The sequence below is a fragment of the Priestia sp. FW507-14D1A genome (genome assembly GCF_058781295.1).
The window spans coordinates 170,521-194,886 of the sequence record NZ_JBYSWQ010000003.1 but is presented as its reverse complement, the minus strand read 5'-3'; the positions used below and the strand labels follow the sequence as shown (position 1 = coordinate 194,886).

Below are 24,366 nucleotides of genomic sequence, written 5' to 3'. Positions count from 1 at the left end.
TATTTTAGTAGATATTGCACATATCTATTAGTACATAGATTATCACTTTTTAGAAGAAATAAAGGAGCCGATCATATGGTTAAAAAAATAATTGCGGTCTTGCTTCTAGTAGGCTTTCTTAGCTACGCACTTTGGCAAGGGCTTTCTCCAAATGAAGCATCCGATAATTCTAACTTAAGCGAATACAAGGATTTAAATATTAAAAAAGGCGATAGTGCTCGTCAGGCTTCGGGTCAAGCTTATGGGTTGGAATCAAAAGATATAGCGCCTCCGTTTACACTGTCAGATACGAGCGGGAAATCCGTTCAATTATCGGACTTTAAAGGAAAAAAAGTTATTTTAAACTTTTGGGCAACATGGTGTCCGCCGTGTCAAAAAGAAATGCCCGATATGCAAGCGTTTTATGAGAAATATGGAAACGATGTACAGCTACTTGCGGTTAATTTAACTTCGTCAGAAGGCAGTAAACAGGCAGTATCTAAGTTTCTTAAAGAAAAACAGTTTACGTTTCGTGTATTATTGGACGACCAAGATAGTGTAGGAAGTAAAAAATATCGGGTCTCCACCATTCCGACATCTTACTTTATAGATGAAGAAGGGAAAATTGTTCAACGAGTGAATGGTCCAATGACGCTTAAACAAATGGAAAACTTTGCTCAACAAGCAGCGAATTAACTTCGCTGCTTGTTTTATTAAACATGAAACTTATTTACTTTATCATCGTATATATAGATAAGTCAGTAAACATGTCAAACTTTCTTACAACTTTTCAAAAAGTATGTTTACTTATCTGACAAATTGGTTACAATATAGATAGTTATATGATATCAGTTTCTTTAGATTTTTCAGATTTTTCATAAAAATTACATAAAGTAGGTGTTGTGATCATGAGAAAATTACGCAAACGTTCATTTGAAGAGTTAGTGCAAGAAAATAAAACGCAGCTGTTAAAAGATCAGTCAGAAATTGAACGCATTGAAATGGAAATTGAAAAGCGGTTAGAAGATCGTATGCTTGAAAGAGCTGAATAACTTTAAAGTAAGTTGGTTAGAGTAACGGTGAGGAGGGGATAAGCATGGGAAATCCTAAAAAACAAAGCAAACCTTTTGTTCCGAATCACATCGGCACTCAACCGAGAGAAGCTGGTGGAAATAATGGAAAACAAATGCAAGATACATCCGGCAAGCATCCTCAAGTTATTCAAACCAAAGGTGAATGAATAAAAAGTCGCTGAATTCAGCGACTTTTTATTATTTGAATTCTACTGTGAATAAATAAACGTAAGGATTGCTCGAAATAAGCTCTTTAACGACTTCTTCATCGTCGGTTGAAAGCGGAGCAACTCGTATGCCACTGCCATCGTCACCAAATAAAGCAGCAATTGGATATGTTTTATTCATTTTTACCGTTTGTTTTTTCTCTAATCCAGTAAAGGAATAGCCGTTCATTTTTTTTTGCTTTTCCGCTTCTATTCCTAGGTTTGTATCGTTGCTGCCTACATTAAACATAACTTTGTGAGTATCATCATCGATTTTATATGTAATAGCAAACATGTCAAATTCTTTTGAAACAGTCAACCCTCCTGAAAATAAAGGTTCTTTGGCTTTTCCCTTTTCGTAGTAAGTAGCTTTTACATAAGCTTCTTTTGCGTCACTAGGAGCTTTCACATCGTATGCAATGATATTGCTTTTGTAGTCCAGGTTTGTCACAGCTAACATTTTTTCTTCATGTTTTGAGTAATGATGAGGCTTCATAAAGGCACTTGCAGTCAATTTTGATGCCAATGAGGTTTGCGACATAAAAAATACGGCAAGCACTGCAATAAAGATGACGCTTAGTAATGTTATCATTCGTTTAGTCATAGAGATTCCCCCTTTGTATGTATATATTACCATATTATGTATGTTTTATATATACATTTTAACTTAATTATAATTATATTATGTAAACTAAAATCATTTTTTTCCACTTATAGAGATGAACAAATCCGGCATACTACAATTGTAACAAAGTTATTTTGAGGAGGAAGATACAATGGCATGGAATAAACCGAATCTAGACGATCGCAGTGATAACGTTGAAAAATTACAAACAATGGTGCAAAATACAATGAAAAACATTGAAGAAGCAGAAGAAGCTGCTGCATGCAGCAATGAAGAAGAGCGTCAGCGCATTCAGCAAAAAAATCACAATCGCGAAGTAAGTATCGAAGCAATGCGCAGCGAAATAAAAGATGAGTCAGAAGCTCGTCAAAATGGTTACGAAGGTACGATTTAATAAATAAAGCAACGACAATAAGCAGCTAAAAATAAACGGTTTTAGCTGCTTTCTTTCTATATTTTTTTAGTAAGACAATACTAATACAAACTAGCGAAGAGGTTTATGTAGGTGAAAAAGCACGTGAAAAAGAAAGTACTAAGGATTTTGATCAGTTTACTTGTCGTCTTGATTATTGTGGGCTCTTATCAAACACATAAGCCCTTGCCTAAAGGAGTTTCATACGAAAGTAAGCCCCACAAAGTAGAAGATGTATTTCTTTTATCAGACCTAACGTATCAAGACCAGCAGACATCTGTTTCTGAACAACATATTTTTCAAGCAGTTACGAATGCGATTGATGACGCAAAAGCTTTTATTATTATGGATATGTTTCTATTTAACGGCTACTATAACCAAGGCGAAACGTTCCCTCACCTTAGTGATACGCTTGCAAGTAAGCTGATTGAAAAGAAACGAAAACATCCTACTATCGAAATCGTCTTTATTACAGATGAAATCAATACAACCTACGGCTCACATGATTCAAAGTGGTTAGATTCACTGCGGCTAAACGGAATCAAAGTGGTGCAAACCAATTTATCTAAGCTCAGAGACTCCATTCCACTGTATTCTGCAGTATGGAGAACTTTTATTCAGTGGTTTGGTGAAAAAGGAAACGGCTGGATAACAAATCCGTTTGGTACCAATGCGCCTAAAGCGACGGTCCGTGCTTATTTAAAGTTGTTAAATGTAAAAGCTAATCATAGAAAAGTAGTAGCAACAGATCAAAGCGTTATTATCTCCTCTGCCAATCCTCATGATGCAAGTTTTTATAATTCTAACATGGCCTTTGAAGTAAAAGGGAATATCATTGGAGATGTGGTGAAAAGTGAACAAGCGGTGTCAGATTTTTCTTACGGAGGAAAGTTACCTCAGTATAAGAAGAAAGAAAAAGAAAAGGGAGACCTCTATGTTCAGCTGTTAACAGAAGGAAAAATCTATAAGCACGTATTACATGATTTACGTCATGCTAAAAAAGGAGATGATGTATGGCTTGGCATGTTTTATCTTGGAGATCGAGACGTAATAAAGGCGCTTTTGAAAGCTTCCAAACAAGGCGCAAACGTACGATTAATTTTAGATCCTAATGAAAATGCGTTTGGAAGAAAAAAGTTCGGACTGCCTAACCGTCCAGTAGCAGCAGAACTTGTGAAAAAATCTAAAGGCGATATTAAAGTTCGCTGGTATCATACGGGAAAAGAGCAGTATCATCCTAAAACTTTATTTATTCGGAACAAAAGAAAGGCAACGATTATTGCAGGAGCAGCAAATTTCACAAAACGAAATTTAGATGACTTGAATTTAGAAACGGATATTAAAGTATCAGGACCTTCTAACAAAAAGGTTATGACCGAACTAAACGCTTATTTTGACCGTTTATGGACAAATAAAGACTACACATATACACTTCCTTATAAAAAGTATGAAAATAAGATGACGCGGCTGGAAACACTGATATATCGCATTCAAAATGTGCTTAGTCTTACAACATATTGAGTTACAACCAAACTAGTAGGAGTATATTCTCCTTATATGGTAAGATAAAACAGGAACAGTGCAAGAGGAGGTAGAATCATGCTAGTGTCGAAGAAAGAAATCGAAGTGCGCTATGCAGAAACCGATCAGATGGGCGTTGTGTATCATGCTAACTATTTAGTATGGATGGAAATAGGTCGAACGCAGTTTATTAGTGATTTAGGTTTTAGCTATGCACAAATGGAAAGAGACGGTGTGCTGTCGCCAGTTATTGATATACAGGCTTCATATAAAAAGCCGCTTCATTATGGCGAGACAGCTGTAGTACATACTTGGGTTGAGAACTATGACGGTCTACGCGTTGTGTACGGCTACGAAATTTTTAATTCAAATGAAGAACTTGCGTTAACAGGAACATCGTCACACGTATGTGTGAAAAAAGAAAACTTTAAGCCTATTTCGATTCGCCGTAATTATCCGGAATGGCATAAAGCCTATGAAGATGCCAAAAAGCAGGGTTAAGCGCAAGAATAAAAAGCATCGATAAATCGATGCTTTTTTTCTTACGCTTCGTAATGAAAGTCAGGTTCTTTTGTTTCTTCATTATAATTTACGGTCAAATCATGACCGTCAAAGTACCAAAGGTCTTCATCTTCTACGAAGAATGTTAAACCGTCAACTTTTGTTTCAACGCCAACGTTTTTAGGAGAATCTGTGTTTACACCTAAAGAAAAACCTTTTTGAACGTTGCTGCATCCGCCGTAGCGAACAAAAAAGCGAATTGTTTCGTTTCCTTCTAGCATCATTTCATCTTTGTACCACGTAGCTGCTGCTTCTGTTACTGTTAATTTCATTCATTATGCTCCTTCCAATACTGCGGATACATTTATTATAGTAGAAAGGTAGATAAATTACCAATATATACGAATCCAGCTAGGAAGGAATGAGATAAAATAAAATAAAACGATTTAATATAGAGGTGAAGGCTTCATTTCTATATTAAATCGTTTCATTCTTTCATTTGAAATCATATTGTTTTCCAATGGTTTCCCAGCAGTGAACGCAGTAGCGGCTTCCTTCTAGCTGTGCATCCATTTTCTTATTTCGTTTGCAAATGGGGCATTTTTTCTTCACATCATTCACCTCCTTATTTTAGTATCAGTATAACTAATAAATAAGAAATGTATTCGCTTACAAGGTGGTTATAAAAAAAGAAATAAGAGGAAGATCCTCTTATTTCTTTTTACCTGACAAAAATGTGACTTTCGGTTCTGTTTTGTTAAGAATACGGGTAATGTTTGCGCGGTGTCTGTAAATGACAAAGGCTACAATTAAACCAATAATCATAATAAGCACGTAGTCTTGTTTAAACAGCGTGTAGATAAAGGTTAATACCCCGGTAATCATTGATGACAGTGATACATATTTCGTTATGTATAAGCAGATAAAAAAACATAATAGTACGAAAACAAATAAAAGAGGTTCATAACATAAAATCACTCCGGCGGACGTGGCAACAGCTTTCCCGCCTTTAAATTTCGCGAAAACAGGAAAAATATGACCAATGACAGCAAATAAACCAATGAAGAGAATGTTTTGATTCGTATTAAATAAAAGCGGTAAAGAAGCTGCTAGGGTTCCTTTTAGAATGTCTCCCAGCGTAACGATAATTCCGGCTTTTACACCCAATGTACGAAAGGAGTTGGTCCCGCCTAAATTGCCGCTTCCATGCTCTCGTATATCGATGCCGTATCCTAGTTTTCCAACAACTAGTCCAAAAGGAATAGAGCCCAAGATATAGGCAAGAATAGGTAATAAATAATTCATGTTTGAAAGCTCCTTTATTTCTATATCGTTTCTATTTTACCATGAGATACTTAAAAAAACATAGCTAGTTTTGGGTGAGAGACAATTATTTTAAAAAAAGAAGACGTTTACAAAAATAGAGAAAACGGGTACTATATGCAGGAAATCAACTGTAAATCGCGAATGTTGTTCAGTACATATTATATAGCTAAGAGAGGTAATAGACATGTCCATTAAAATTCCTTCCCGCCAAGAGCTTGGTAAAATATTAAAAAAAAGCAAGCGCATTGCTGTAGTAGGTTTATCAGATAACCCTCATCGAACGTCTTATATGGTTTCAGAAGCCATGCAGCAACAAGGCTACGAGATTATTCCGGTGAACCCGACAATAAACTCAGCGCTCGGCGTAAAAGCCGTATCTTCATTAAAAGAAATTGAAGGACATATTGATATCGTTAATGTATTTCGCCGCTCTGAGCATTTACTTGAAGTTGCAGAAGAGTTTTTAGAAGTAGATGCAGACGTATTTTGGGCACAATCTGGTTTAATTAATGAAGAAGCATATGACCTGCTCGCTAAAAAAGGGTATACTGTAGTTATGGATCGTTGTATAAAAGTTGAGCATGCTTTAACAAAGTAAGATCTATAAGCAGAACAACCAACCCATGCACACTGCTTGCATGGGTTTCACCATGCGTTGAAATAGTAAGAGCGTTTCCGCTACAATAGACGTTAGACAGCTAGCTTTATAATGCTTATAATCCATGAATACACAAGATATTGCTTTTATAATACGGAAATTTGTGCTAAAATCTTGTAAGTACGCAAAAATAGAAACATACGTTCTGTTGATGCGAACACTATAAAATTAAAAGATAGGATACATGATCATTTATTCTTAGACACGAAGCGCAAACGTTTGTGTTTCATACATAATGTAGTAATGTTCGTTGTGATGAAAGGGGTAGTATGAATGGCTCGGAAACAACAATTTAATTATAATGAAGATGCAATTCAAGTACTAGAAGGATTAGATGCCGTTCGTAAACGTCCTGGTATGTATATTGGAAGTACGGATACACGAGGTCTGCATCATTTAGTATATGAAATCGTCGACAACTCTGTCGATGAAGCTCTAGCAGGCTACGGAGAAGAAATTATTGTAACCATTCACAAAGATAATTCAATTTCTGTACAAGATAAAGGTCGAGGTATGCCAACGGGCATGCATAAACTAGGAAAACCAACGCCTGAAGTTATTTTAACCATCTTGCATGCAGGAGGTAAATTCGGACAGGGTGGATATAAAACAAGCGGAGGCTTACATGGAGTAGGTGCATCTGTTGTAAATGCGCTGTCTGAATGGTTGACTGTAACCATTCATAGAGATGGATTTATTTATGAACAGCGTTTTGAAAATGGAGGAAAGCCGGTTACGACGCTAGAAAAAATAGGGAAAACGAAAAAAACGGGAACAACGATTCATTTCAAACCGGATGCCACGATCTTTTCAACAACTGTGTATAATTATGACACGCTGTGTGAACGGCTCCGCGAATCGGCTTTTCTGTTAAAAGGATTCAAAATAGAGTTAATCGATAAAAGACATGATCGTCACGATATCTTTCATTATGAAACAGGTATTCAAGCCTTCGTTTCATATTTAAATGAAGAAAAAGATTCACTTCATCCAGTCGTCTTTTTTGAAGGGATTCACCATAATATTGAAGTTGAATTTGCCTTTCAATTTAATGATGGTTATTCTGAAACCATTTTATCATTCGTTAATAATGTTCGTACCAAGGATGGTGGAACGCATGAGTCCGGTGCAAAAAGCGCTATGACCCGTGCATTTAATGAATACGCCCGTAAAGTAAGCTTGCTAAAAGAAAAAGATAAAAACTTAGAAGGAACAGATATACGAGAAGGCTTGGGAGCAATCGTTTCCGTTAGAATACCTGAAGAGTTGCTTCAGTTTGAAGGACAAACAAAAGGAAAGTTAGGTACAAGTGAAGCTCGTTCGTCCGTAGATGCAGTTATTTCTGAAAAACTTGCCTATTTCTTAGAAGAAAACCCGGACGTAAGCTCTCTTCTTGTAAAAAAAGCAATCAAAGCTGCTCAAGCGCGTGAAGCAGCACGAAAGGCAAGAGAAGATGCAAGAAACGGGAAGAAAAGAAAGCGTCAAGAAACCGTTCTAAGCGGAAAGTTAACGCCTGCGCAATCAAGAAATCCTCAGCGAAACGAACTGTACTTAGTCGAAGGGGATTCCGCCGGAGGTTCAGCAAAACAAGGAAGGGATCGCCGCTTTCAAGCTGTGCTGCCACTGCGAGGGAAGGTTATCAATACCGAAAAAGCTAAGCTTCAAGATATTTTTAAAAACGAAGAAATTAGTACGATCATCCACGCGATAGGCGGAGGAGTAGGAGCAGATTTCACCATCGATGATATTAACTACGATAAAATAGTCATCATGACCGATGCGGATACGGATGGCGCTCATATTCAAGTGCTTCTGCTAACGTTTTTCTACCGCTATATGAAACCGCTTGTGGAAGCAGGAAAAGTATTTATTGCTCTTCCACCGCTCTATAAAGTAAGTAAAGGTTCAGGTAAAAAAGAAGTGGTTGAATATTCATGGAGTGACGAAGAATTGCAAGGTGCTATCGATAAGGTAGGAAGAGGGTATATGATTCAACGCTATAAAGGTCTCGGTGAAATGAACGCAGATCAGCTGTGGGAAACAACAATGAACCCAGAGACGCGTACGCTGATTCGTGTTCGTATTGACGATGCTGCCCGCGCTGATCGTCGTGTGACCACTTTGATGGGCGATAAAGTAGAACCTCGCAGAAAATGGATTGAAAGCAACGTAGCGTTTGGATTAGAAGAAGATCCAAATATTTTAGATAATGAAAATGTATTAACGGTCGCAGAGGAGGACGTACAATGACACAAACAGAACGCTTTTTAGATTTACCTCTTGAGGATGTACTAGGCGACCGTTTTGGTCGATACAGTAAATATATTATTCAAGAGCGTGCACTGCCGGATGCAAGAGACGGGTTAAAACCCGTTCAGCGCCGTATTTTATATGCAATGCACGTAGATGGAAATACAGCAGAAAAAGGCTTTCGCAAGTCAGCCAAAACTGTAGGGAATGTAATTGGTAACTATCACCCTCATGGTGATTCATCTGTATATGATGCCATGGTTCGAATGAGTCAAGAATGGAAAGTTAGAAATGTATTAATCGAAATGCATGGAAACAACGGAAGTATTGATGGAGATCCCCCAGCAGCAATGCGTTATACAGAAGCTCGCCTTTCATCGATTGCTGCAGAACTTCTACGAGATATTGACAAACAAACGGTTGAGTTTGTGTCTAACTTCGATGATACAAGCAGTGAACCAACTGTGTTACCGGCTATGTTTCCTAACTTGCTAGTAAATGGATCCACGGGTATTTCAGCTGGTTATGCTACAGAACTTCCTCCTCATCATTTAGGTGAAGTAATTGACGCAACGATCATGCGAATTGATAAACCAACGTGTACAATTGAAGAGTTGATGACGGCTATTCAAGGTCCTGATTTTCCTACGGGAGGAATCATTCAAGGGGTAGACGGGATTAAGAAAGCCTACGAGACAGGTAAAGGAAAAATTATTATTCGCGGAAAAACGGAAGTGGAGTCCATTCGCGGCGGAAAACAGCAAATTGTCATTACAGAAATTCCGTTTGAAGTAAACAAAGCCAACCTTGTTAAGAAAATGGATGAGCTTCGTTTAGATAAAAAAGTGGAAGGTATTGCTGAAGTTCGCGATGAAACGGATCGTACGGGTCTGCGCATCGTAGTAGAATTAAAAAAAGATGCAAATGCTCAAGGAGTACTTCACTATCTTTATAAAAATACGGATCTGCAAGTACCGTATAATTTTAACATGGTTGCTATTGCTAAAAAGCGACCAAAGCTTATGAGCTTGGCTAACATTCTTGATGCTTATATTGATCATCAAAGAGAAGTGGTAACAAATCGTTCTAAATATGAACTGCAAAAAGCACGTGAACGTGAACATATTGTAGCGGGATTGATTAAGGCCCTGTCGATTTTAGATGAAGTTATTGCGACGATTAGAGCTTCTAAAGATAAGCGCGACGCTAAAAATAATTTAATTGCCAAATATGAATTTACAGAACCTCAAGCAGAGGCGATTGTATCGCTTCAATTATACCGTTTGACAAATACGGACATCACAGCTCTACAAGCGGAAGCCGAAGAGCTAGGTGCTAAAATTAACGAGTTAGAAGAAATCTTACATAGCGAGAAAAAACTTTTTAATGTAATCAAAAAAGAATTACGCCGTGTAAAGAAGCAATATAGTACAGAACGCCGCTCAAAAATTGAAGCGGAAATCGAAGAAATTAAGATTAATCTAGAAGTGATGGTTCCATCTGAAGAAGTGATGGTGACAGTCACAAAAGACGGATACGTAAAACGAACAAGCCTTCGTTCTTACGCCGCGTCTAACGGGCAAGACTTCGGTATGAAAGATACGGACCGAATTTTAGCGAAGTATGAAATTAATACAACCGAAACGCTGCTCATCTTCACAAACAAAGGGAATTATTTATATATGCCAGTGCACGAACTTCCTGATATCAGGTGGAAAGACATGGGGCAGCATATCATGAACATTGTTCCAATTGATAAAGAAGAGCAAATTGTACGGGCGATACCGGTGAAAGAATTTAAAGAAAATCAGTATCTGCTTTTCTTTACGAAAAATGGTATGGTCAAAAAATCAGAATTACTTCAATATAAAGCACAGCGCTACTCCAAAGCCCTTGTCGCGGTTAATTTAAAAGGCGATGATGAAGTAATTGATGTATATCAAACGGATGGTAAAAAACAAGTGTTTATTGCCACTCGTTCTGGCTACGGATTGCGTTTCCCGGAAGAAGAAATCAATATTGTAGGAACTCGCGCTTCTGGTGTGAAAGGAATTAACTTAAAAGACGATGATTATGTTGTAAGCAGCGTTATCTTCGATGAAGATGAAGCTCTATCAACTGAATTATTTATCGCCACGCAGCGAGGAGCTGTGAAAAAGACAAAAATTACTGAGTTTGAAGAATCAGCACGAGCAAAACGAGGGCTAGTGATGGTCCGAGAACTAAAATCTAATCCGCATCAAATTGCAAAAGTAAAAGCAATTTCTAAAGAACATTACATGATAGTAGAATCATCCAAAGGTCAAATCGAGCAGGTTGATCCGTCTACAATGCGAGCTAGCGACCGATACAGCAACGGTTCATTCGTATTGGACCAAAGTGAAGCTGGCAATTTAATTGATGTGTGGCTGGAAGAAAAATAACAAAAAAAAGTAGTAAAGTGTTAAAAACTTTACTACTTTTTTTGTCTAATATTTTTAAATTAAACTATGTTCTAAATAAACAATATAAAAGAATTTCCCTACTCATTATCCCAGATAAACATTATACATCTTCTACACAAGCCTCTAAGAAACTTTTGAATGTTCCAATTGTCCTACACATATATATAAAAGAACAACTAGGAGGTGTTATAGATGAACTACTTTATTCACGTAACTCCTAAGACTAAACTTTTTGTTCGAGATATTGGAAAAGGGGAACCCGTTCTTTTCCTTCACGGGTGGCCGGTTAACGCTAAAATGTACGAATACCAATTTACAACGTTGCCGGCCCGAGGTATTCGATGTATCGCTCCTGATCTTCGGGGATTCGGAAAATCAGATGCACCTTTCACCGGCTATTCTTATAATCAATTAGCGGATGATGTTCGCATGTTAGTAGAAAGACTGGAGCTTAAAAATTATACGCTCGTAGGCTTTTCTATGGGGGGAGCCATTGCCATTCGATATATGAGCAGACATTTAGGATATGGCGTGAAGAAGTTAATTTTATTAGGAGCAGCGGCTCCTAGTTTTATTCAAAAAACTGATTTTCCATATGGACTTCCTTCTGAAGAAGTAAATACAATTATTCAAAATACGTATAGAGATCGTCCTAACATGCTTGAAGAGTTTGGGAAAAAGTTTTTTAATCAGCCAACCAGTTCAGCTTTTAGAGGGTGGTTTCAAGATTTAGGTTTAGAGGCATCCGGTCATGGAACGATTAAAACTGCGGTGTCTTTACGAGACGAAGACTTACAGGAAGATTTAAGTCAAATTTTCGCTGAGACATATATATTACACGGGAAAAAAGATCAAATTTGTCCATTTGATCTTGCAAAAGTTATGAATCGTCATATTTCATTTTCTACACTTCTTCCATTTGAAAACAGTGGACACGGCCTTTTTTATGATGACCGTGAGAAAGTAAATGACACTCTTATTGAACTCATCGCTAAAAGCTCAGCCTACAAGTAAGGATATACATTTAAAACCGAACTGGCAGCCAAATAAAAAAAGTAAAAACCCGGCACCTAACGTAATGAAACGAAGAAGCTTAGGCGTGATAAATTTTCTTGTAAAATGAATGCTGCTGGCAATATTTAAATTCCAAAGAAGGATGCCAAAGATAATAAAGAAACTGTGAAAAAAGACAGATAGCCACGTTTGACTTTGGAGGCTTTCGCTTAAGCTTGACCCAAATACACCAAACCAAAACACAATATTTAAAGGATTCATAAGAGCAATGAAGAAACCTGTAAAAAACGACTTATCTCTTTTAATAGAGGGTTTATTTACATCTATTGAAAAGGAACGAGAAACAGCTTGTTTCATACTTTGAAAGCCAACAAATGTGAGCATGACAAAACCAGTTGCATACAGGGTAACAGTAACAGCCTGCATCTGCACAAAAGGCGTTAACCCTATTAAAATGAGGAGCATAAATAAAATGTCGGCCGTCATGCCCCCTAAACCAACTAGCCAAGAAGCCCAAAATCCTTTTGTCAGCCCTTTTTTAATCATCTCTATATTAATTGGACCTACCGGTGCTGCGAGACTAATACCTAGAATTATTTGTTTTATAGCAATCAAAAACCACTCCACAAACACAGCCTCCTTTCTAACTTGTCCAATAGTAGCTTATATATATATAGATTAGAGTTTTATAATTTAGAAGCGGCATTTAGTTAAAAATGCTCATAAACTTTCTTTTCTCTAATACACATGTAACGTTGAGTTCCATAAGGAGGGTTTTAATGGCATCAAAAATGCTTTTTCGAGCCAATGAGATTTTAGAGTCAACGCACGTTCCATTTTGGGGAAAAGATGCTTTTCAATATTTCCGAAGCGATATATTATCAGAAGAAAATCCATTTCCTTGTATATTAGGGGTAGAAGGCTTTAAAAAAGATTTACTGCGGTTTTCATTTGTGACTACTCCTTATAACTACCAAGATATTAGGAATGCAGCGTCGGCACTTAGAGAATACATAGATACGTTCAAGACCATAGGTCGCTATACATCCTTTGTGTTATTCTTTAAGCCTGAACATAAAGAACGATCAATGGAAGAGTACGAAACGATGTTTTGGGATACGCTGACGTTTCTTCATCAAATTGATCAAAAGAAATGGCCGCAAGACATTCCAAAAGATCCAAAAGATCCATTATGGGAATTTTGCTTTCACGGAGAACCTATTTTTGTCGTATGTAATACGCCTGCTCATTCTTTACGTAAAAGCCGTAAGAGCAGAGGATTTATGATTACATTTCAACCTCGGTGGGTGTTTGAAGGTATGACAGGAGATTCAAAAATAGGGCGGCACGTACAAAAGGTGGTCCGCGATCGGTTAAAAACATATGATGACGTATCAGCTCACCCTGAATTAGGATGGTATGGACAGCAGGAAAACCGAGAGTGGAAGCAATATTTTTTACACGATGATAACAACTATACTACCGGACAGTGTCCGTTTAAATTAAAAAGGAGTGAGCAGCATGGACGTAAAAAAAGCCTCTATTAAAAAAGGAGTTGGCGGAAAGTTTGAAGAAGTAATTAAAGAACTGCTTCCAGCGTATACTGGATATGTTGAAGTACAGCACGATATTGCTTTTCAAACGCACCCATCTCATACCCATCCAACTGATGAAATTCTTCATATACTTGAAGGATCTATTTACTTTACAGTTGAACATGATACGGTTCTATGTCAGGCAGGAGATCGAATACATTTACCGAAACAAACGGTTCATTCCTCAAAAGCCGGTCCTGATGGGTGCACATACGTTATTTCCATTTTAAAATAAAGACGAAAGAAGATGATGCTTATGCTACGTTCCCGGCCAGTGCTGCTGCTTATCGATGTACAAGAAGGGTTTTATTCACCACAGTGGGGGGAAAGAAACAATCTAGATGCAGAAAAACATATGCTGACGCTACTGCAAGCATGGAGGCGCCAAAATTATCCTGTCATTCACGTACAGCATGCATCAGAAAATCCAGATTCTCCTTTACACCCAAGTTCGAAGGGATTTCAGTTCAAAGAAGGGTTTGGTCCACAAGAAGACGAATACTTAATTCGCAAACACGTGAACAGCTGCTTCATTGGAACAGAGCTAGACAGTTATTTAAAAGCAAATGGCTATGATACGCTTATCTTAATAGGACTAACTACTAATCACTGCGTCTCTACGACTGCCCGCATGGCTGGAAATCTAGGGTACAGGACGTACGTTGTAAACGATGCAACAGCTTGCTTTGATGGTATGTCCTACGATGGAAAAACAAGGCTTCCTGCAGAAGATGTACATACATTCGCATTGTCTTCTTTGCATGAAGAGTTTGCAACGGTCGTTTCTACAAAAGAGACACTTCAAGTTCTTCAAACCTTTCAATATGCTCAAAATCATAACTGATGTGCATGCGCACATCGGTTTTTTATGTAGATTATGTTTCTTAAAAGAAGTAAAATAAAGATAATTCTATACTATAAGGAGTTTGTACATATGATCATTCGTTATGCTAAAGAAGAAGATTTACCTATGCTTGTTGAAATTTATAACCAGTCTGTTCAAGCAAGTGCTGCTACTTTTGATTTAACGCCTGTAACAGTAGAGCAAAGAAGGAGCTGGTTTGATAATCATATTAGCAATGAACTTTTTCCGCTTATTGTCGCAGAAAAAGATGGGGTAGTAGCGGGCTATGCTTCGCTTTCTTCTTATCGAGATAAAGAAGCGTACATTCAAACGGTAGAGCTATCGATTTATATTGATAAAAATCAACAGGGGTATGGCATTGGAAAACAGCTTATGAAGCGAATTTTGGAACTAGCTAAAGAACTCAACCATCACGTTGTCATTTCAGGGATTACAAAAGGGAATGATATCAGTATCAAAATGCATGAGCAATTTAATTTTACATTTTGCGGAGAATTTAAAGAAGTAGGCTGGAAATTCGATCAGTGGCAAGATGTGCTTTTTTATCAGCTTATTTTATAAGATGTATGACACCTTTACACATTGTAACGTTTTAGTTTCATGTGTAAAGGTTATTAAAATAATAAGTCGTTTTATTATTTTAATACGAAAGGTGTTAGCTATCATGAATACACGTTTTCAATATCAGCATCTAAGAGCTATTCCAAAGACATGGTCAAAAAAAGAACTGCATATCCAGCTGAATAGAATCAAACACAACTCTGAACTATCTACTATAGCAGCAGATCCGCTTTTTCATCTGTTAGAATGTACCCATTCGGGCCTTCAAACTAAACAAGAAATCATAGACTACATCCAAAGCATTCCTACTCATCAACTTCCATCTTTTGTAACCCATTTAAGCAGGTTAGTTCAGCGTATTTATTATATAGAAGCTGCTGATTACTGTAATCGTCCCCTCAAAGGTTATATGCTTGTTATGAAAAATCAGCCCGCCTATATATCTCTTCATTTTGCTGATCAGATCACATAAAAAAGCTCTCTATTCAAAAGAATAGAGAGCTTTTTTTATTGGTATTTTTTTACTGTTACTTGGCATTCTTTTAACGGAATAAGTTTTGACTTTTTCGTCCATTTGTATCCTAACCAAACAATTAAGAATAAAGGAAGTCCGATATAAGAAACAAGTACACCGTACCAGTCAATCGAATCACCCGTAAACGCCGAATAGTTTTGACCTAAAATGACAACAGCACATAAAATAAAGGCAAAGATAGGACCAAACGGGAAAAGTTTTGCATGATATGGAAGTTCACTCAAATCATGACCTTGAGCAACAAATGCTCTTCTAAAACGATAGTGGCTGATGGCAATTCCTAACCAAGCAATAAAACCAGACATACCAGAAGCGTTAAGTAACCACGTGTATACCGCACCGTCTCCAAAAAATGAAGCACCAAATGCAAGTGTACCGACAAGTGCCGTTGCGATTAAAGCATTAACCGGAACGCCTCGTTTATTTACTTTTGCTAAGAACCTCGGTGCTTTTCCATCTTTCGCTAAGTTCCAAAGCATACGCGTAGAAGCATACATACCTGAGTTACCAGCAGATAAAACGGCTGTTAAAATAACGGCATTGATAGCTGATGCTGCAAACGCCAGACCTGCTCGTTCGAATATTAAAGTAAATGGACTTACCCGCACATCATCACTTGCTAATGAATCCGCTGTGTATGGAATAAGCATCCCGATAACAAAAATAGCTAAAATATAAAATAACAAGATGCGCCAGAAGACTTGTTTAACTGCGCGAGGAACCGTTTTTTCCGGATCTTCACTTTCTCCAGCTGCGACTCCAAGCAACTCTGTTCCTTGGAATGAAAAACCAGCAGCCATAAAAATACCTAAGACAGTAAAGAATCCACCGTGAATGGGTCCATCACCAAGCGTGAAGTTTTTAAAACCTGGTGCTTCATTGTTAAAGATACCAAAAATCATCATAATACCAATAACTAAAAAGATGATAACCGTTACTACTTTAATTAACGAAAACCAAAATTCAGATTCACCAAATCCTTTTACAGAAAGGTAGTTAAGCCCAAACATAATTAATAAAAACAGGGCACTCCATAAAATAGAAGAAGAGTTTGGGAACCAAAATTTCATAATAAGGGCTCCAGCCGATAATTCAGCTGCAATCGTAATAGCCCAGTTATACCAATAGTTCCAGCCGAGAGCGAAACCAAAGGATGGATCTACAAACCGAGACGCATACGTACTAAACGAACCGGCTTCAGGCATATAAGCTGCGAGCTCCGCTAGGCTGGTCATCAAAAAGTAAACCATGACACCAATGATAGCGTAAGCTAAAAGCGCTCCCCCAGGTCCTGCTGTGTGAATTGCTCCACCACTTGCTAGGAATAAGCCGGTTCCGATGGCTCCTCCTAATGAAATCATCGTTAAGTGGCGAGATTTCAACCCACGTTTTAATTCTTGCTGCTCTTGCATAGATAAATGCTCCTTTCGAATGTACGGAAAGAGACGGGATAACATAAAAAAAGCCCGCAGTATATGTGCGCGCTTTTAAATCTGAAAACCGCGTCAACCTTCCGTGAAGATAGCTCTTCACATCACTCGCATGATGTGACAGTTCTGTTCCTGTTCGGAGACAGCCCCAGCTTAAATCAACAGAGAAGTGATCTAAACTTCGGCAATTTTTCCTTTCAAGCAACATCCTCAATGTTCTCTGCATTTCCGTTGCTTTACTATTAAAAACTGCGACCTCTACCTCATCGATTAGGATGAGGGTTTTTTATATTCATTTGACATAAAAGAAGTATACCAAATACTAAAACGATTGTCATTATAAAAAATAGATTCAGAAAATAGAAACATCTTTGAAATCTCTCGAATCTATTTTGTTACATATGATATAATGGATGTTGTCATAATACTACATAAATATCCGAACGTACCACAGGGGGAGCCGCCGTGCTGAGAGTGAACAAATTGTTCAGACCCTTCGAACCTGTTAGTTAACGCTAGCGTAGGAATGTGGGAATAGTAGCATATATTTGCTTACTCCTGTGTAAACCGTTTGATATGAATGATTCAAAAACAGGAGTGAGAAACGTGAATAAAGCATTACCTTTACAGGCTAAAATTGAAATAGCTATTTTTGCAGCATTGGCACTTCTACTTGATCTTTTGCCTTCCATTAAGATTGCAACGGCTGTGAGTATTTCGTTCTCCATGGTGCCCATTTTTATTATGTGCTTTCGCTGGGGAGTAAAAGGCGGGGCTCTATCTGGTCTATTATGGGGGCTTTTACAGTTGGCAACAGGAACGGCTTATATTTTAACAGCGCTGCAAACGTTTATTGAATATATTGTGGCTTTTGCTTTTATAGGTTTTGGAGGTATTTTTTCGCAATCTATTAAAACAAATTTAGCTAACAATAACAGATCAAAAGCTTTTGTTTTGATTGTTTTATCCCTTATTATCGGCAGCTTCGCACGGTATTTCTGGCACTTTATTGCGGGTATTATTTTCTGGGGGTCATATGCGCCAAAGGGCATGTCCGCTCTATGGTATTCTTTTTCAATGAACGGGATTTCAATGGTAGGATCACTAATAGCCTGCTTAATCATTCTTTCACTATTAATTCCATCGGCATCAAGAATGATTATAACTAAATCACACTCATCATAAGCAAAAAGACTAAATCTACCAAGATTTAGTCTTTTTTGTCATTTGTCACCTTTGTTTACACAAAAGTGTGTCAGGTTTGATAACATAGTTAGTGAAATATTCAAAAAACTGTTTTATGATAATCACCATATTCAAACGAGATAAGGGATTGATAGCATGCTACAGAAATGGATCACGAGCATAGGTTTAGATATTGGAACAAGTACAACAAAACTGATTGCAAGCAAGCTGTTAATAGCAAATCAACAAAATCAGTTTACGCTGCCAGGCTGTCAAATTATTGATCGTCGCGTAACGTATGCAAGTTCTATCTATACCACCCCTATGCTAAACGATGTTGAAATCGATGTTCAACGATTAACGGTACTACTAGAACAAGAGTATAAGAATGCAGGAATCTCCTTAGATCAAGTGGAGGCAGGTGCTGTGATCATCACAGGAGAAACGGCCAGAAAGAAAAATGCAGAAAGTATCGTTCACTATCTAGCCGAACATGCTGGGGATTTTGTTGTTGCAACAGCCGGCGCTGACTTAGAAGGAATATTAGCTGCAAAAGGATCAGGAGCAATCGAACGTTCTGCTGAAACAAATGCAGTAATTGCCAATATTGATGTAGGAGGAGGAACTGCTAACATCGCTTTATGTCAAAATGGAAAAGTTATAGAAACGTTTACACTGCATGTGGGAGGAAGATTAATTCGCCTGAATTCAGAAGGTTTTGTTACCTACGTTTCTTCTCATTTAACTGAATTTTTGAAAAATAATTCTTTAACACTGCGAGAAGGTGAAAAAGCAACATTTGAAAAGCTCTCGTCTATCTGTCAATTACTAGCTGAAGAAACCGTGAATTATGTAAATGCGCTGAATCAAAATTCCTCGCTGATCGTTTCTCCTCATACAAGATCTTCTATCCCCGAAATGATCATGGTTTCAGGAGGAGTAGGAGCAATGATGGAGAAGCAAAAGCCAAAAACAGTGAAGGAAGTGGCCATACATGGGGACGTTGGTCCGCTTCTAGCATATCATTTTCAATCCATCCAAGTATCTCAAGCCGCTGAGACAACGCGCGCTACTGTAATTGGGGCTGGTATGCAAAATACAGAAGTTAGCGGATCAACTGTATACATTGGGTCAAAGCGGTTGCCGTTAAAAAATATACCGATTGTAGAGATACCTGTTCAGCAAGAAGAGAAATGGAATCCGCTGATGTTTCAAGAAAGAGCTCGAGCGGCATGTATGCAGGCTTCAACTATTTTCAGCGCAGAAGATCCCCCCGCTGCTATTGCTTTATCTCATTTTCCTTACTGCAGCTATAAGATGCTTCAAGAATTAGCAAAAGTAATAAGCGCTGAATTTATTGCTTGTTTTAAAGGAGCTAAGTGCCTCGTTGTTCTATGCGAGCAAGATATTGCAAAAGCTTTAGGACAAGCATTAGCTAAACAGAGGAAAGAGTTAGAAATTATTTGTTTAGATCAAATTGATTTTACACACGGAGATTACATTGATCTAGGGTTACCAGTAGCTGGAGAAGCGATCTCCGTTTCCGTTAAAACGCTCGCTTTTTCATCATAATCTACTAAATATACAAGGAGGAAACGATGTTTAAAACTACACGATTGTTAGGAGAAACATTTTCATTTTATAGCTTAAAAGAAATCATGGCCAAAGCAAACGAAGAGCGTTCTGGAGATCAGCTCGCAGGAGTTAGCGCTGAGTCAATGAAAGAACGAATGGCAGCAAAGCAAGTCCTAGCTGATATCACACTTGCTGATATCAGAAACTATCCGCTGCTCAGCGCAGATGAAGACAACGTCTCGGCATTAATCGAAAGTCAGATTGATTCATCTGTTTACGATATTATTAAAAATTGGACAGTAGGGGATTTAAGAGAATATATTTTATCCGATCAGCATAGCGGAGAAGACCTTCTTGCACTTAGCCAAGGATTAAGCAGCGAAATGATTGCGGCGGCTACTAAAATTATGTCCAATTTAGATTTAATTCAAGGAGCTGCCAAGATAGAAGTGCAAACTACTTGTCAAACGACTATCGGCCAAAAAGGAGTATTGGCTTCTAGAGCCCAGCCTAATCATCCTTCAGATAATTTAAAAGGAATGAGAGCATCTCTATACGAAGCGTTAAGCTATGGAATTGGAGATGCGGTTATCGGAATTAACCCTGTTATTGACACAACGGATAATATCTACGCGCTTTTAAATGAAACAAAAAATATAATCAACGAATGGTCAATTCCTACTCAAAACTGTGTATTATCACACGTAACGAGTCAAATGAGAGCAATTGAAAAAGGAGCATCTGCTGACTTGATTTTTCAAAGTTTAGCAGGTACAGAAGCTGGTAATGATTCATTTGGAATTTCACTGTCTATGCTCGATGAAGCGACAGCGTTAATTCATGAAAAAGGAACGGCAAAAGGTCCAAACCTCTGGTATTTTGAAACAGGACAAGGTTCTGAACTGTCAGCAGAAGCTCACTATAACATTGATCAAGTAACGCTCGAAGCCAGATGCTACGGCTTAGCTCGTCACTACAAGCCTTTTTTAGTTAATACAGTTGTTGGATTTATTGGACCTGAATACTTATATAACAGCAAACAAGTTCTACGAGCTGGGTTAGAAGATCATTTTATGGGTAAAATGCACGGCCTGCCTATGGGAGTAGACGTATGTTACACCAACCACATGGATGCTGATCAAAATGATATGGATAATTTAAGTATGCTTCTGGGAACAGCTGGAGTGAACTTTGTCATAGGAGTGCCCATGGCTGATGACTGCATGCTAAACTACCAGTCTCTTAGTTATCATGACATCGCAACGGTCCGTAACGTGTTAGGTTGTACCCCAACGCCGTTATTTCAAAAGTGGCTTGAAGATCAGCGTATTATGGACAACGGGCGCTTTACGTCTAGAGCCGGAGACCCAACTATTTTTATGAATTTGATTTAAGGAAGGTGCTTACTATGATACCAAAGTCAAATCGCGATCCGCTTGAAACACTTAAACAATTTACCCCTGCCCGCATAGGTGTCGGCCGTACAGGAACAAGGCCGCTAACAAAAGACGTTTTATCTTTTCGCACGGATCACGCTGCAGCTGTAGACTCTGTATATGGAGTAGTTTCAGAAGATATTTTAGCCGAGTTTAACCTTTTCTCTGTGAATACACGTGTGGAGTCAAAAGAACATTATTTAAAACGGCCAGATCAAGGAAGGTTATTAGCAGATAACGCTAAGAAAGAAATTTTTAAAAACTGCGTGCAGCGGCCTGATGTACAAGTGGTAGTCTCGGATGGACTGAGCGCCAAGGCAATTGAAGAAAACATAAGCGACGTCTATCCAGCTTTAATTGACTCCCTGCAGTCATATGGACTTCATATCGGGACTTCATTTTTTGTAAAAGGGGGACGAGTTGCGTGTATGGATGAAATAGGCGAGATCATAAAGTCAAAAGCACTTGTGCTATTGATTGGGGAGCGACCTGGACTGGTCAGTGCTGAATCAATGAGTGCTTACATGTGCTATGAACCTAGCACAGGCAAAAAAGAGTCTGATCGTATGGTCATTTCTAATATTCATAAAAGAGGGACGCCTCCTATTGAGGCAGCCGCACATATCGGTACCATGATTGACAAAATGATCAAGCAGCAAACAAGCGGTGTACATCTTATTGTCTAAACATCAAAAGGAGGAGAACGTATGGCGTTACAAAAACAATTAAAACCTATTCATTTATGGGCTATTTCAGTTGGTATGGTTATTTCAGGACAATACTTTGGGTGGAATTACGGGTTTGAACAAGGCGGGATTATCGGACTTGCAATTGCAACCTTAATTGTAACTGTGTTTTACACGACGTTTATGTTCAGTTATGCAGAGCTTTCAACATCTATCCCGCAAGCAGGTGGACCTTCAGCTTATGCAAGAAGAGCACTTGGACCTTTTGGGGGATATATCGCAGGAATTGCCTGCTTGCTTGAATTTATTTTTGCTCCTCCTGCTATTGCCGTATCAACAGGAGCATACCTGCATTTTCTCATTCCAGCCGTTAACCCTGTATACGCAACAGTAGGTGCCTTTATTTTCTTTGTTTTATTAAATTTAATCGGGGTAAAAGAAGTAGCGGTGATTGAGCTTACAGCTACCATTGTTGCACTAATTGGTTTATCTATTTTTTATGTAGCTGGTTTGCCTCATGTACAAACATCGAATATTTTTAATGATCATTCATTTATTAACGGGCCAACAGGGGTATTAGCAGCTATTCCATTCGCTGTTTGGTTTTATCTGGCAATAGAAGGAGGAGCAATGGCAGCGGAAGAAGTGGAAAATCCTAAGAAAAACATTCCTAAAGGATTTATTGGAGCGATTATTACTCTAGCAACCGCAACGTTGTTTACACTATTTGTAACAGCTGGACTTGGCGGAGGAAGCGGGAAGCTAGCCGATTATCCACTTCCACAGGCGCTGTCTTCTGTATACGGAAACGGCATTTCAACCGTTGTTGCTATTATCGGGCTATTCGGCTTGATTGCTAGCTTAAATGGAATCATCATGGGATTTTCAAGACAAACCTATGCGCTTGCACGAGATGGTTACTTTCCTAAATTTCTCGCTAAAACGAATAAAAAAGGAGTTCCTGTCGGCGGTTTATTGATTCCGGGAGCAATCGGCGTGATTTGTGCAGGATCTGCAACGTTTGCCAATGCACTTATTATCTTATCCGTGTTCGGAGCAATGATGATGTACTGCATCAGTTTAGTTTCTCTCTTTATTTTACGCAAAAAAGAACCTAACCTGTCCCGTCCTTTTAAAGTGAACTACCCGGTCGTGCCAAGCATTGCCTTAGTATTAGGGATTCTGTGCTTGTACAGCATCATAAAATACAGTGTTCTTACAACAAATTTAATGCTGTTTGGCGTTTCTCTACCTCTAATTTATGTGATTCTTGGAATTTTCCTTCTTTCAATTATTTACTATGTCTTTTATGGCTCTAGACAGCTCAAAAAAGAAGCAGCCAATTCATATCAAGAAGCATCCATTAAATAGGAAGAAAAACGGCTCGCTGTAAAGGCAAGCCGTTTTTCTTGTGAAATTAAAGGGTTGAGCGTTTTTTTGTAGAATGATATACTAGGTCTGTTTGTTGGAAGAATATACATACATTTATATTAGATAAAGAAGGGGCAATTATGATGAACAAACGTAATACAATCATTATCACGGTTGTTTCATCTATTCTGTTATCAGCCTGTCAGCAAGAAGAAACATTAAAAGACGGAAATACAATGATAGTAGAAAAAGATGCAAAAAAAGTACTAAACGAACCAAAAACACAGGTAGAAAGCATTCAATCGATTGATTTAAATAAAGAAGCAATGAGCGGGAAATTTATTACAGCCTGGATGACTGATTACTTTTCAGCGTTTGGAAAAGCAGTGGATCAAAACTCTTTTGATGATTTAAAAGCTTTTTTGAAAGCGGACAGTTCTTTTTATAAAGAGCAAAGTCTTCTTGTTGAAAATTTCACACGCCAAGGCATCGAGCAGAAGAAGCAAACGTTTCATATTGTCAATTGGTATGAAGAACCTAAACATGTGTTCAAAATACAAACCCACGAAGAAAGCTTATTAAAGCAGCCGGGTAAAGATCCTTATACTAAAATTTGTGACCGCCTTTATACAGCCGTTTATCAAAACGATACGTTAAAGTTATCGAGTGTAGAACCATTTGACTTTTCATCTAAACCAAATGCAAGCACTGAAACTCCCACTACACAAACAACAGATTTACACGACTACGATGGAAAATGGACCACTGGCAATGATAACGGATCTCCTATCATTCAATTTCTTGCTACATCCAACTCGGAAGCAACGATTAAAATAAATTCGTACCAGCCACCTAGCAAAATCCGCGTGTCAACCGTTGAACAAAAAAATATTCGCTTTGAAAATAACCAAGCAGCCATTGAATATGAAAATGATGGACAAGGAAATAAAGGAACCATTGTTATTACGCTCAAAGAAAATTCCATTTCATTACTTGCTAAAACAGATCAAAATAAAAAGGCAAAGTGGGGAATTCCAAGCGGTGATTACGTGCTCGATACGTTTGAGAATTAAAGATCATTTTAAAAACAGACTAAATTCGGCATTGAGGAGGACACC

General features: G+C 38.1%; 26 protein-coding genes and 2 riboswitches. Of the genes, 21 read left to right on the top strand and 5 right to left on the bottom strand.

Annotated elements, in window-relative coordinates:
- The first annotated feature begins 75 nt into the window (after nucleotides 1-75).
- The 3 genes from AC3WJG_RS14545 to AC3WJG_RS14535 all read left to right on the top strand — a co-directional run bounded on the left by AC3WJG_RS14545 (nucleotide 76) and on the right by AC3WJG_RS14535 (nucleotide 1,219).
- Entirely contained in the window at nucleotides 76-675 is a 600-nt protein-coding gene (locus AC3WJG_RS14545; protein WP_337134361.1) for a TlpA disulfide reductase family protein, read from the top strand.
- Between the two features lie 212 nt (nucleotides 676-887).
- Nucleotides 888-1,031, top strand: a complete 144-nt coding sequence (locus tag AC3WJG_RS14540) for an FbpB family small basic protein (RefSeq protein ID WP_013057252.1) — start codon at nucleotides 888-890, stop codon at nucleotides 1,029-1,031.
- Between the two features lie 44 nt (nucleotides 1,032-1,075).
- Complete coding sequence (locus tag AC3WJG_RS14535; protein WP_013057251.1) at nucleotides 1,076-1,219, top strand: acid-soluble spore protein N; 144 nt, start codon at nucleotides 1,076-1,078, stop codon at nucleotides 1,217-1,219.
- A gap of 31 nt (nucleotides 1,220-1,250) precedes the next feature.
- Here the strand turns inward: AC3WJG_RS14535 and AC3WJG_RS14530 are convergent, their stop codons facing one another.
- Entirely contained in the window at nucleotides 1,251-1,862 is a 612-nt protein-coding gene (locus tag AC3WJG_RS14530; protein WP_492588349.1) for a YgaN family protein, read from the bottom strand.
- Between the two features lie 172 nt (nucleotides 1,863-2,034).
- Here AC3WJG_RS14530 and tlp point away from each other — a divergent pair, with 172 nt between their 5' ends.
- The 3 genes from tlp to AC3WJG_RS14515 all read left to right on the top strand — a co-directional run bounded on the left by tlp (nucleotide 2,035) and on the right by AC3WJG_RS14515 (nucleotide 4,317).
- Nucleotides 2,035-2,277 carry a small acid-soluble spore protein Tlp gene (tlp, locus tag AC3WJG_RS14525; protein ID WP_337134360.1) on the top strand — a complete coding sequence of 81 codons (243 nt, stop codon included), beginning with the start codon at nucleotides 2,035-2,037 and terminating at the stop codon, nucleotides 2,275-2,277.
- A gap of 111 nt (nucleotides 2,278-2,388) precedes the next feature.
- A complete protein-coding gene (locus AC3WJG_RS14520) occupies nucleotides 2,389-3,816 on the top strand; it encodes a phospholipase D family protein (RefSeq protein WP_098658313.1) in 1,428 nt (475 codons plus the stop codon).
- A gap of 78 nt (nucleotides 3,817-3,894) precedes the next feature.
- Nucleotides 3,895-4,317 (top strand): acyl-CoA thioesterase, encoded by a 423-nt coding sequence (locus AC3WJG_RS14515; protein ID WP_028408348.1) that lies wholly within the window; start codon nucleotides 3,895-3,897, stop codon nucleotides 4,315-4,317.
- A 41-nt stretch (nucleotides 4,318-4,358) separates the two neighbouring features.
- Here the strand turns inward: AC3WJG_RS14515 and AC3WJG_RS14510 are convergent, their stop codons facing one another.
- Both AC3WJG_RS14510 and plsY read right to left on the bottom strand, forming a co-directional pair.
- A complete protein-coding gene (locus AC3WJG_RS14510) occupies nucleotides 4,359-4,649 on the bottom strand; it encodes a HesB/YadR/YfhF family protein (RefSeq protein ID WP_013057245.1) in 291 nt (96 codons plus the stop codon).
- A 379-nt stretch (nucleotides 4,650-5,028) separates the two neighbouring features.
- Complete coding sequence (gene plsY, locus AC3WJG_RS14505) at nucleotides 5,029-5,622, bottom strand: glycerol-3-phosphate 1-O-acyltransferase PlsY (protein ID WP_060745510.1); 594 nt, start codon at nucleotides 5,620-5,622, stop codon at nucleotides 5,029-5,031.
- A 205-nt stretch (nucleotides 5,623-5,827) separates the two neighbouring features.
- Between plsY and AC3WJG_RS14500 the strand changes: the two genes are divergently transcribed.
- The 4 genes from AC3WJG_RS14500 to AC3WJG_RS14485 all read left to right on the top strand — a co-directional run bounded on the left by AC3WJG_RS14500 (nucleotide 5,828) and on the right by AC3WJG_RS14485 (nucleotide 12,009).
- Complete coding sequence (locus AC3WJG_RS14500) at nucleotides 5,828-6,241, top strand: CoA-binding protein (RefSeq protein WP_013057242.1); 414 nt, start codon at nucleotides 5,828-5,830, stop codon at nucleotides 6,239-6,241.
- Nucleotides 6,242-6,574: 333 nt separating this feature from the next.
- A complete protein-coding gene (gene parE, locus AC3WJG_RS14495; protein ID WP_013057241.1) occupies nucleotides 6,575-8,551 on the top strand; it encodes a DNA topoisomerase IV subunit B in 1,977 nt (658 codons plus the stop codon).
- Nucleotides 8,548-10,974, top strand: a complete 2,427-nt coding sequence (parC, locus tag AC3WJG_RS14490; protein WP_337134359.1) for a DNA topoisomerase IV subunit A — start codon at nucleotides 8,548-8,550, stop codon at nucleotides 10,972-10,974. The genes parE and parC overlap by 4 nt, the downstream gene beginning before the upstream one ends.
- Nucleotides 10,975-11,187: 213 nt before the next feature.
- On the top strand, nucleotides 11,188-12,009 hold the full coding sequence (locus tag AC3WJG_RS14485) for an alpha/beta fold hydrolase (RefSeq protein ID WP_225049860.1): 822 nt from the start codon (nucleotides 11,188-11,190) through the stop codon (nucleotides 12,007-12,009).
- Here the strand turns inward: AC3WJG_RS14485 and AC3WJG_RS14480 are convergent.
- The gene (locus AC3WJG_RS14480) at nucleotides 11,995-12,636 is read right to left on the bottom strand and encodes a LysE family transporter (RefSeq protein ID WP_060745513.1); all 642 of its coding nucleotides are present in this window, start codon (nucleotides 12,634-12,636) and stop codon (nucleotides 11,995-11,997) included. The two genes, AC3WJG_RS14485 and AC3WJG_RS14480, sit on opposite strands and share 15 nt — an antisense overlap.
- Before the next feature lie 152 nt (nucleotides 12,637-12,788).
- Here AC3WJG_RS14480 and AC3WJG_RS14475 point away from each other — a divergent pair, with 152 nt between their 5' ends.
- The 5 genes from AC3WJG_RS14475 to AC3WJG_RS14455 all read left to right on the top strand — a co-directional run bounded on the left by AC3WJG_RS14475 (nucleotide 12,789) and on the right by AC3WJG_RS14455 (nucleotide 15,502).
- Nucleotides 12,789-13,556: a YqcI/YcgG family protein gene (locus AC3WJG_RS14475; RefSeq protein WP_098249603.1), complete on the top strand. Its 768-nt coding sequence runs from the start codon at nucleotides 12,789-12,791 to the stop codon at nucleotides 13,554-13,556.
- Nucleotides 13,531-13,839, top strand: a complete 309-nt coding sequence (locus tag AC3WJG_RS14470) for a cupin domain-containing protein (protein WP_034651653.1) — start codon at nucleotides 13,531-13,533, stop codon at nucleotides 13,837-13,839. The genes AC3WJG_RS14475 and AC3WJG_RS14470 overlap by 26 nt, the downstream gene beginning before the upstream one ends.
- A 21-nt stretch (nucleotides 13,840-13,860) precedes the next feature.
- Nucleotides 13,861-14,448 carry a cysteine hydrolase family protein gene (locus tag AC3WJG_RS14465; RefSeq protein ID WP_043982818.1) on the top strand — a complete coding sequence of 196 codons (588 nt, stop codon included), beginning with the start codon at nucleotides 13,861-13,863 and terminating at the stop codon, nucleotides 14,446-14,448.
- A 90-nt stretch (nucleotides 14,449-14,538) separates the two neighbouring features.
- Complete coding sequence (locus AC3WJG_RS14460) at nucleotides 14,539-15,030, top strand: GNAT family N-acetyltransferase (protein WP_136789211.1); 492 nt, start codon at nucleotides 14,539-14,541, stop codon at nucleotides 15,028-15,030.
- A 103-nt stretch (nucleotides 15,031-15,133) separates the two neighbouring features.
- A complete protein-coding gene (locus tag AC3WJG_RS14455; RefSeq protein ID WP_043982815.1) occupies nucleotides 15,134-15,502 on the top strand; it encodes a hypothetical protein in 369 nt (122 codons plus the stop codon).
- 35 nt (nucleotides 15,503-15,537) lie between these two features.
- Here AC3WJG_RS14455 and AC3WJG_RS14450 read toward each other — a convergent pair whose 3' ends face one another.
- The gene (locus tag AC3WJG_RS14450; RefSeq protein ID WP_102812795.1) at nucleotides 15,538-16,977 is read right to left on the bottom strand and encodes an amino acid permease; all 1,440 of its coding nucleotides are present in this window, start codon (nucleotides 16,975-16,977) and stop codon (nucleotides 15,538-15,540) included.
- A gap of 102 nt (nucleotides 16,978-17,079) precedes the next feature.
- A riboswitch (Lysine riboswitch) is annotated at nucleotides 17,080-17,264 on the bottom strand.
- A gap of 174 nt (nucleotides 17,265-17,438) precedes the next feature.
- A riboswitch (TPP riboswitch) is annotated at nucleotides 17,439-17,539 on the top strand.
- Nucleotides 17,540-17,571: 32 nt separating this feature from the next.
- Here AC3WJG_RS14450 and thiT point away from each other — a divergent pair.
- From thiT to AC3WJG_RS14420, 6 genes are all read left to right on the top strand, one after another.
- A complete protein-coding gene (gene thiT / locus AC3WJG_RS14445; RefSeq protein ID WP_050689751.1) occupies nucleotides 17,572-18,180 on the top strand; it encodes an energy-coupled thiamine transporter ThiT in 609 nt (202 codons plus the stop codon).
- Nucleotides 18,181-18,336: 156 nt separating this feature from the next.
- On the top strand, nucleotides 18,337-19,752 hold the full coding sequence (locus tag AC3WJG_RS14440; RefSeq protein WP_337134358.1) for an ethanolamine ammonia-lyase reactivating factor EutA: 1,416 nt from the start codon (nucleotides 18,337-18,339) through the stop codon (nucleotides 19,750-19,752).
- 26 nt (nucleotides 19,753-19,778) lie between these two features.
- Nucleotides 19,779-21,149, top strand: coding sequence for an ethanolamine ammonia-lyase subunit EutB (locus AC3WJG_RS14435; protein WP_337134357.1), 1,371 nt, complete (start codon nucleotides 19,779-19,781; stop codon nucleotides 21,147-21,149).
- Nucleotides 21,150-21,163: 14 nt separating this feature from the next.
- Nucleotides 21,164-21,877: an ethanolamine ammonia-lyase subunit EutC gene (eutC, locus tag AC3WJG_RS14430; RefSeq protein ID WP_337134356.1), complete on the top strand. Its 714-nt coding sequence runs from the start codon at nucleotides 21,164-21,166 to the stop codon at nucleotides 21,875-21,877.
- A 21-nt stretch (nucleotides 21,878-21,898) separates the two neighbouring features.
- Complete coding sequence (eat, locus tag AC3WJG_RS14425) at nucleotides 21,899-23,248, top strand: ethanolamine permease (protein ID WP_028408364.1); 1,350 nt, start codon at nucleotides 21,899-21,901, stop codon at nucleotides 23,246-23,248.
- Nucleotides 23,249-23,388: 140 nt separating this feature from the next.
- A complete protein-coding gene (locus AC3WJG_RS14420; RefSeq protein ID WP_060745521.1) occupies nucleotides 23,389-24,321 on the top strand; it encodes a TcaA NTF2-like domain-containing protein in 933 nt (310 codons plus the stop codon).
- Nucleotides 24,322-24,366 lie beyond the last annotated feature (45 nt).